This is a genomic window from Alcanivorax sp. (genome assembly GCF_051117345.1).
Taxonomy (GTDB): Bacteria; Pseudomonadota; Gammaproteobacteria; order Pseudomonadales; family Alcanivoracaceae; genus Alcanivorax.
In genome coordinates, this window is record NZ_JBNPEC010000124.1 from 1 (window position 1) to 9,016 (window position 9,016).

Here is a 9,016-nt window from a genome sequence, read left to right on the forward strand (position 1 = left end):
AGCGTATTAAGTCGAACGAGCTACCTATTGCTTATCCTCCCCCGCCCCCCTTTATTCAAATACCCTATACCAACCTCTTAGCGTGTTCTGTAAGCCATATCCTACAAATTATTCGTTCGTTCTGTTGAACACAGGCTGCGTTAGCGGATTGAAAGTTCGCCATGCAAGCATAGCTCCCACAGGGAAGAGTATTCATAGGATGGAGTGTTTTCTGGAATGCAGTAAGGGCTGAACTAAGCGGGTTTCGCGGTCGAACGACCGCTCCCACGGGATGTGGTGGTGAAGCTGGAATATAAAAAAACCCGGGCAGCGTGTGGCTGCCCGGGCCTGGTGGTGGCGTTGTTAGCGCCGCTCTCCCTTAACGGTCCTCATAGCGTTGGTGCTTGAAGAAGATGCCGGTGTCACCGAATTGGGACAGGGTGAACTCGGACTGGGTGACCAGTTCGCCGATTTTGACGGCGCTGTTGCGACGCTCGCGGGCGTAGCGCGCGGTGACCCAGGGCCAGATGGATTTACGGATCTGCATGTCGGTGCCGTAGACGTCGTACACCTTGGTGCCCGCCGGAATGGCCGTGAGATCATCACGGAAATCGTGGGGGGCGGTGCTGATGGTGTTTCTCAGATCCGGGTTGGGCACGAAGTAGACCTGCGTCGGCGTTTTGACGCTGCCTGCTGTGCTGCCGTCCTGGTTCACTTTGGCCATGTCGTTCATCACCAGCAGTGTGGGCTTGGTGGAGACCAGTGAGAACAACGCCGTGGTGCCCAGGGTTTCGTTCACTTCCGCCTGCACGTAGTTCGACAGTTCGTTGGCGAAGATGTTGTGGTTGTCGCCCTGCCCGCTAAGGGTATAGAGCGCCGACACGTTTTCGGAGCGCTTGCCATCCACCATCAGTTTCAGGGCCAGGCCGGGGGCGAAGCCGCGGTCGGACGGGTCGCCGGTGACAGACAGGCGTAGCAGGCCGTGGTCGGCGCCCTGGAACAGGCCGCTGTAGTTATGGCCGGCGGCGGACTGGAACTGCACCTTGGCCAGGGCTCCACGGGGGTGAATCGGCTTGCTGTAACCCGGGGGTGCCACGTCGGTGACATCCTGGACTTTCTTCCACAGCACCGAGTTGATCAGGCCGCCGATGTCGATGGGTTCGATGGCAGGCACTTCGCTCTCTTCGTAGCTGGTGCGCAGGGCGCCGTTGACCCACAGGTGATCCTGCTTGGCCTGGGCGGACCAGTCCTGATAGTCGTCGGGCATGTTCAGGCCCCAGGGTTTAAAGGCGTTGTTCATGCTTACCAGGCTGGTGGCCAGCGCCGGGAAGTGACGACGAATCACGTCCACCATGGTGTGATCTTCCACCCAGTCGATGCCACCGGCGGTGTAAACCTCGTCGGTGTAGTCGGTGGTGAAGAAGCGGTCGGTCATCAGACGACGGGAGGCATTGAGGATGAAGATCTGGAAGGAGGTCTCACCGAAGCCGAAGCCTTCCGGGCGGGTTTCTTCCGCCAGTTGCCCGACCAGGGTGTCGATCATTTCTATGTCGTTGTTGTAGAGCGACTTCAGGTCCGCCAGCAGTTCCGGATCGCTGGTCAGGTCCTCAAAACTGGTGATTGGCTTGAGGCCGATCTGGCGACGGAATTCGTTGTAGCGCGGCACACCACGCTCACGATCACGCAGTACGTCGATGGCGGCCATGTCGATGTCGCCGATCAGCGGCATGGACAGGTTGCGCAGGAAATCCGGGTAGTTGTTCAGGGTCAGCGAGCCCGGGTGGGTAATGCCGAAGGAATACCACAGGCGGTCCTGGCCCACGTCACCGAGCAGGTCTTCCGCATCGCCGTTGCGGGTGTCCTGGATGGGGATTTCCTGATCCACGATGTTGGAACCGATGTCGTACACCTTGATCTCGTCACGCAGCAGCGGGTGCATGCGGTACACGGAAACGAATTCTTCGGTGAGGGTGTAGGGCACGCCGTAATCGTTCGGGGTGCGCGAGCCGACCAGGCCAGCCAGGGCGTGTTCAATGGAGCTGGTGGGATTGTCGCCCAGGCCGGTATCGATGCCGACCAGATCAAACAGGCTGCCCAGTTGGCCCAGGTTGTTGTTGAGCATATCCAGGTCTTCCTGGAATTTGTCGCGGGTGTCGCGATCCCCGCCCAGGCCCCACCAGTTGGCGTACATGGCCCGCTCCAATACCGGGTTGGCCAGAATCGCCGGAGTCCATTCCACGGTGTGGATCTTGGCCATCAGCGCGGAGTTGATCAGGCGCGCCTTGTCGAACAGCCACTGATCGGACTTGCCCGGGTTGTTGGCCTTGAGCATGTCGGCAATGGCGTTGTGCTCCAGGGTGAACAGGTGATGCATCATGCTCAGCCCCACCCACCAGTTTTCGTTGAACCCGGTGATCGGTTTGCCGCTGAGGAATTCCGTGGGCAGGCGGCCGTTGCCGTCCACTTTCAGCTTGCCGTCCACGAACGAGCGCACGTCGTCGTTGGTGTCCTTGTCGCTACCGTAGAGTTGGGAGCCATCCCACCAGTGGGTGTTGATGTTCTCGTAGGTGACGATGGATTCATCGCCGCTAACGTCCGGGTCCGGACGGGTGCGCTGCACGGACATGGTGCCATCGCCCAGCACATCACCAGGCGGCAGCGGGAATTCAATCGGGTTGGCCTCGGTGCGCGGGCCGTGGTCGAACCAGTCGTGCACCATGAACTGAATCCAGGAGGTGGCGATAAAGTTCAGGGTGGTGGCAGGCTTGAAATCACCGCCACGGGACATGATCAGGTTACTGACTTCCCGGGGGTTGGGAGTCAGCAGGTTGCCACTGGCGTTCTCCGCATACACCGATGCCGGGTCTACGTTACGGCCAAAGTTGGCGTGGGCGGAACCTTCCGCCGGATTGTCGAGAATATTACAGGTGCCGTCTTCGGTACGGGCGGTGAGACTGCGTTCGTCGCAGACAATGCTGGCGTTCTTTTCGTCCCAGCTTTCCATGTCGAACATGTTGTTTTCGAGCAGGTCTTCCCGCTGCCCGGCCAGTACCAACAACGCACCCATAACGCCCAGGGTGCCGAATTTGGTGAGGGCCGGCCAGGTAACCCAGGGGGTCATAGCCATGATAAGCCTCCGTCTTGTTGTTCTCGGGGTATGTCGGATGACAACGCCCGGACTCTAGCAACGGGGTCGACCCCTCCACCCCCTCCTGCGGGAGGGGGTGGGCGTAAATCGCGAACCGGGTCATGGTTTGGAAACGAGGGACAAGCTTCAAGCTGCAAGCTACAAGGCGCGTGGATGGCCTCAAAATCTCAATAGCCGTGCCCGCGCGCACACGCAAACGCGGGCACAGCGCTTCAGAATCTAGCCACGTATTCCGCGCCTTGTAGCTTGCAACTTGAAGCTTGTAGCTCCCCCCTTTGCGGGCGCAGGGCGAGAAGCAAAGGAAAGGGCTAGCGCGGAGCGGCGCGCAGGACGGCTTCGGTGCGGCTGGAGACGCCGAGTTTGCTGTAGATATTTTTCAGGTGCCACTTGGTGGTGGTGACGGAGGTGCCGGTCTTTTCGCTGATATGAGCATTGCTCAGGCCACCCTGCAACAGCTCGAAGATCTCCAGTTCTTTTGGCGTGAGTACCGAATCCGGGTCCACCGCCAGGGGGGCTTTGACGGGCGCCGCATCGAACACAGAGGGGAACAGCTCGGTATAGAAATCCGGCAACATCAGGGCACCACTGCCCCATAGCCGCTGCATCAGGCTGGCCAGCCCCGGCGCTTCGTCAAATACAGAGCGATTAATGTTGAGCAAACCGTAACGGGTCACCAGCTCATCCACGCGCTTGGCCTGCTCGCTGGCAGAAAGCCCCTTGCCGGTGATCACCAACAGGTTGGCCTCAATAATGGAGGCCCGGGTCATGATGCCCGCCGCCTTCACCACCGCCAGCAACCGCTGTAATACAGCTTCCGCTTCGGCAAGACGACCATTGGCGATCAGCCAGTAGGCCGCGGCCAGCCCTTTGCGTTCCCAGCTCTGGCTGTAGGTAGCCGGGGTGCGCGTGGCATTGTCAGCCACCCAGCCGGCCAGGTCGAAGCGTTCCGCCACCGCGTCCAATCTGGCCCAGTGGCCGGTCGTGAACGCCTGGCGCATCATTTCCAGCACCGCCATGTTGACGAAGCGTTGGTAATTGCCCAACTGCAGGATGCCGAGCAGTTTTTCCAGCATGCGCTCGGAGGGCTTCTGCTTGCCCTGCAAGTGCTGTAACCGCGACAGCGTCAGGTAGACGGTGGAGATCACTTCCGTGGCCGAGGCAGACGACACCATGGGCAACAGGTCTTCGCACAGTTGCTGGGCTTCTTCCAGCCGGTTCTGGTCGTACAGCACCACCACCATGCCCGTCGCCCACAGGGACCAGGTCGGGCAATCCCGCGAGGTACCGTGAAAGTGTTCGTTGATCAAGGCGACCGCTTCGCCGATATGGCCAAGCTGGTGATTGGCCAGGGCGGTAATCAAACCAGCGTAACCGGCGGTGAAATGATGCCCCAGCCGCTGCAGCACGTCCCGGGCCTGACAGGAAAACGCCAGTGCGGATTCCAGCCGGCCATGCTGCAAATGGTAGTAAGCCACCATGGCCAGGGAGAAGGCGCGGATATCCCGGTGGCCGCTGCTTTCCATCAGCAAGGACAGGTTGGCCCCTTCCATGAAGTCGGTGTCGTGCTGGAACAGTTGCAAGTGCATTTCCAGAAAATCGATCACCCGGGCGTGGTTGTCGCGGGCTTGCTCACTGTTGCGCGGCGCCTCTTTCAATGCATCCAGGTAATAGCGGGCGCGAAAGAAACGGCGCGACAGGGTCAGGGTACTGATCAAGGGGGCGGATAGTTCATCGCGGCTGAGGATCACCCCGTCCGGCAGGGTTTCCGCCCAGTCGAGAATGTGAGCGGTATAGCCTTCACGCAGCCAGTAATCGAACGCCTGCTCCAGGCAGTGAATGAACAGGCTGTCGTCCCCGGCCCGTTTGGCGTGCCACACCGCCTGGCGAAAATTCTGCTGACGCACGAAATAGCGGGTGGCCCGGCGATGAATCGGCGCGATGCAGTCGGGCATGTCGATTGCCACCCGGGCGCGCAGGAAATCCTTGAGCAAGGCATGGTAACGATACCAGCCGGGCTTGCCGGGCACCGGGATCAGAAACAGCTCCCGGGAGGTCAGCTCCTCGATCAGGCGGGCGGCGCGATCGCTGTGCAGCACCTGGTCGCACAGCTCGGCATTGAAACTGTCCAGCAGTGAACTCTGCATGAACAGGGTGCGGGCGGTATCGGGCAGGCCTTTTAACACCGCATGGCCGAAGTACTCCATCAACTCCGGCTGGCTGGCATCAAAGTCTTGCAGGGTCTGCATCCCGGAACGCATGGCCGCCAGCAGGGCAATCTTGACCCCGGCCATCCAGCCTTCGGTGATGCTAAGCAGGTGGGCCAGCTCGTCCTCGTCCAGGGCCGTGCCACCCAGGCCTTCATTGAGGGCAGTGACTTCCTCGCGACGGATCTTCAGGTCGGCGGCGCCGATCTCCACCACCGCGTCGTCCAGCCGCAGTCGACTGACATCGAAGGACGGCTGGGTGCGGCTGGCAATAATCAGATGGACGTCTGCCGGTGGCTGGTCCAGCAGGGTGCTGATGACGCTGAGGGTTTCCGGGCTACGGATATGCTGGAAGTCATCAAAGACAATAAACAGGGGCTCACTGACCTGCTCCAGCGCCTCAAACAGGGCATCGGCAATGGAGGATGGTGGCAACTCGGCCACATCGAAGGGCATGAACCAGGAGGTATCAAAGGCCGGCACCACTGCCCGGGTGCGCTCGGCAAAACGACGCAGGAAGCGCACCGGATCATCATCCGCCGGACGCAAGTTCAGGGACACCACCGCAGCGGGCTCGGCCCCGGTCTGCCACTGGCTGAGCAACGTGGATTTGCCCGCCCCGGCCGGGGCCAGCAACAGGGTCAGCGGAACCCGGACACAATGATCCAGCAATGCCACCAGTTCCTTCCGGTAGAACCGACCCGCAGCGGGCCGAGACGCATCAGTCGTACTCATTTCTGGTCTGCCTAGCGTGTTTTTATTGTTGTCGGCCGGGCTGGGACGCCAGTGCCGATATGCAAACTAGCGGATATTGGCACGGCCGGCCCGGCATTTGATCACAACTTGAACAACTGGGTAGCACCGTGACCGCAAATCACAAAGCCGTTTTTGAGGGGAGGCAGGCAACGGGAACGCCCCGTTTTCGCCTTGTGAGCGCGGCGCCAACGGAGAAGATTGACCATAAAAAAAACCCCCTTCCCGTTAAGGAAGGAGGCTTTTTCAACATCCCCTGGGTGGATCAGGGAATTGGCAGGTAGCCACCGTCCACTTCTTTGGTGACGATTGCCACTGCGTTGTGGGCATGCAGGCTTTCCAGGTGGTTCACACGCAGCCAGAAATCCTTGTAGCACCCCTGCGGGTTCAAGGCCTGCTTGAGACGGCGAGCCGCATCTTCGCAGAACATCAGGTTCTGACCGTTCAGCAGGGCAAATTCCTGCTCGTCCACCCGTTTCACGGCAGTCTGCACCGGGGTTTTCAGGGACCCCTCGATGGAATCGATCAACGCGGTGATCGGGAAGGCAGCCCCTTCGGTGTGGTCCAGCAACACTCGCACCTGGGCTACGGAGCGCTGACTATGCGGGGTCGCCAGGATGCCCTCTTCCGTACCGAGCCATTCGAACACTGCCTCTGCATCCACTTTGCCTTCGGCAAAATCGCGGCGGAACTGTTCCTGAATCAGCTGGCGGGACAGCGCCGCCGAACAGGGGCAGGTGGAGGAATACGGCACTTCCACGTACATCTCGATACGCATGCCTTCTTCACACAGGGTGCCCTTGATGCTCACCGGATAGCTCTTCCAGCCGGAGTAGCTGCTCTTCAGCGCCGGGCGACGCATGGAGTATTCAAAGTCCAGCTGCACAAAGCCACGGGTACTGAGCCCCTCGTGGGTCTGCAGGAAATTACGCAGCAACTGCTCGATGGACGCGCCACTGACCGAATGGTCGCCGAAGGTCTCTTCCAGCATCAGGAACAGCCGGGACATATGAATGCCCTTGGCGTCCGGATTGGCCAGGTTCACATAAGCCTGAATGGACGTGCTCACCGGGCGCTCACCGGCCAGGGTGTCACTGACCCGGGCTGGCAGATGGATTTCGCTCATGCCGACCCAATCCAGGGTGCTATGGATGTGATCCACCATGGAATTGGACGCAACGTCCGGCATCTGTTTGGTGCCACCGGCACCCGTTTCACGTGTCATGGGATTCTCCATAGGGGCGTGCAAGGGGCCATGGTAGGACCCTCCGGGTGAACAAAACGGTAACCCGACCGTCATCGCCCTGACTGACAAGGGGGGCAAGTCTAGCAGAAAGTATCCCGCAAATTGACCATTTGCGGGCGCGGCTTTGTCTATGGGATTGACAGAAGCGGGCTATCAGCCGGCAAGGTCACCCTCTTCGCCATTGCCGACCAGCTCCTGGAAACGGGCCAGCTTGTGAAGGGGCAGGAACATTTCTTCACTGCGGGCATGACGACGCAGGGTCTCCGACGCTTGAATGGCAGCTTCCAGATCAGTCAGGGCATTGTCGATTTCACCCAGCCCGGACCAGGCGCAGGCGCGCTGGTAGAGGGCATGGGAGTTCTCTTCATCCACTTCCAGCACCCGGTCGCACAGGCTCAGTGCCCAGCGTTGTTCACCCAGCTCCAGGGCCGCATCCGCCTTCCAGGCCAGAGCTTCCGGGTCGTCCGGGCGCAGTTCCAGAATCCGGTCGTAGAGCTCGATCTTGGCCTGGGCGCTGGGCTCCTTGGTGGCCTTGAGCCACAGGCTGTGGATCTCGTTGGTACGCTCGATCTCTTCCTGGTTTTCGGCGATGGTCAGGGACTTCTTGCGCAGCTCCCGCTCCAGATCTGCAAGGCGAGCCTCGTATTCACTGGTCAGGCGGGCCATTTCCTTTTCCGCGTAGACCCGCACATTGTCCTTCAGGTCCCGGATGGTGGACCAGCCCACCAGGGCCAGAATGGAGGCGGCGCCGGCAATCAGGTAGAAGAAGTAGGTCACTGTATTGGTGGCGTAGCCCATGGCCTTGTCCGCCACTTCCAGCTCCCGGTCGGTGACCAGCAGGTTCATCTGGTTACGGTACTCCATCATGTCCTGACGGAGATTGCGCAGCTCTCCAAGGATCCAGTTTTCCCGAAACTGGGAGATCACCGGCCCCTTTTCGATTTCGCTTTCAGCTTCCTGGCGGGGAGCCTCGTCGGGTTCCGCCATTACCGTGGGCGCCAGGCCCATAAACAACACCCCCAGCAAAGCCAGGCGCGCAAGTCGCATTGTCTGCAAGACTCTATCCTCAATCTGTCGACTTACGTTCAAAAACAGCCCATGAAGCGGTCGCTTCAGGCCCACGGTATGGTCGCATTATGCCCTGCCAGGCGCCACCACTGTGGGCACATTGGTCAGGACAACCGCACAGTAGCCCAGCCTCAAAAGGCTCTGCCAAACGCACAATATTGATTCAACAAGGGGAGTTATTTCGCCCTATTACAGGGCTTGGGGCAAATCCCGCGCAGGCCAGAGAGGACGTAGCGTCGCGCGGTTTTGGCGGGTTCCCGCCGGCAGTTACTTTGACTTCTAAATGTTTTATCTCTAAAATAGCTTATCACTTTTAGCAAGGAATTACTTGGCGTTGCCCTGAACGGTGCGAGGTTGAATCCTTACATCTCAAAGGTGATTGCAGACATCCTATGTCTAATAACAGTCACATTACTTTGTTATCAAGAGAACTCACGGCAATGGCCAGACACGAAGACGTGCTGATCGCTTTACGACAGATTATTCGCGCCACCGACCTTTACTCAAGGAAACTGAGCAAGGTCTCAGGACTCACCTCGCCGCACCTGGTTATCATGCAGGCGATCTCTGCCCACGGTGAAATCACCTTGGGCGACCTGGCCAATGCGGTTTCCATCA

The 9,016-nt window shown here is 59.7% G+C and carries 4 protein-coding genes; all 4 read right to left on the reverse strand.

The genetic code is table 11. From position 1 onward, the window contains the following. Nucleotides 1-358: 358 nt before the first annotated feature. A complete protein-coding gene (locus ACFE0K_RS08210) occupies nt 359-3,106 on the reverse strand; it encodes a peroxidase family protein (RefSeq protein ID WP_434535603.1) in 2,748 nt (915 codons plus the stop codon). Nucleotides 3,107-3,435: 329 nt separating this feature from the next. Next, nucleotides 3,436-6,066 carry a LuxR C-terminal-related transcriptional regulator gene (locus ACFE0K_RS08215; protein ID WP_434535604.1) on the reverse strand — a complete coding sequence of 877 codons (2,631 nt, stop codon included), beginning with the start codon at nt 6,064-6,066 and terminating at the stop codon, nt 3,436-3,438. Nucleotides 6,067-6,349: 283 nt separating this feature from the next. After that, entirely contained in the window at nt 6,350-7,309 is a 960-nt protein-coding gene (gene folE2 / locus ACFE0K_RS08220; RefSeq protein ID WP_434535605.1) for a GTP cyclohydrolase FolE2, read from the reverse strand. Nucleotides 7,310-7,483: 174 nt separating this feature from the next. Further along, nucleotides 7,484-8,377, reverse strand: coding sequence for a TPR end-of-group domain-containing protein (locus tag ACFE0K_RS08225; protein WP_434535606.1), 894 nt, complete (start codon nt 8,375-8,377; stop codon nt 7,484-7,486). Nucleotides 8,378-9,016 lie beyond the last annotated feature (639 nt).

Coding starts and splice junctions, on each gene's coding strand:
- ACFE0K_RS08225 (WP_434535606.1), bottom strand. CDS start 8,377: ATGCGACTTGCGCGCCTGGCTTTGCTGGGGGTGTTGTTTATGGGCCTG.
- folE2 (WP_434535605.1), bottom strand. CDS start 7,309: ATGACACGTGAAACGGGTGCCGGTGGCACCAAACAGATGCCGGACGTT.
- ACFE0K_RS08210 (WP_434535603.1), bottom strand. CDS start 3,106: ATGGCTATGACCCCCTGGGTTACCTGGCCGGCCCTCACCAAATTCGGC.
- ACFE0K_RS08215 (WP_434535604.1), bottom strand. CDS start 6,066: ATGAGTACGACTGATGCGTCTCGGCCCGCTGCGGGTCGGTTCTACCGG.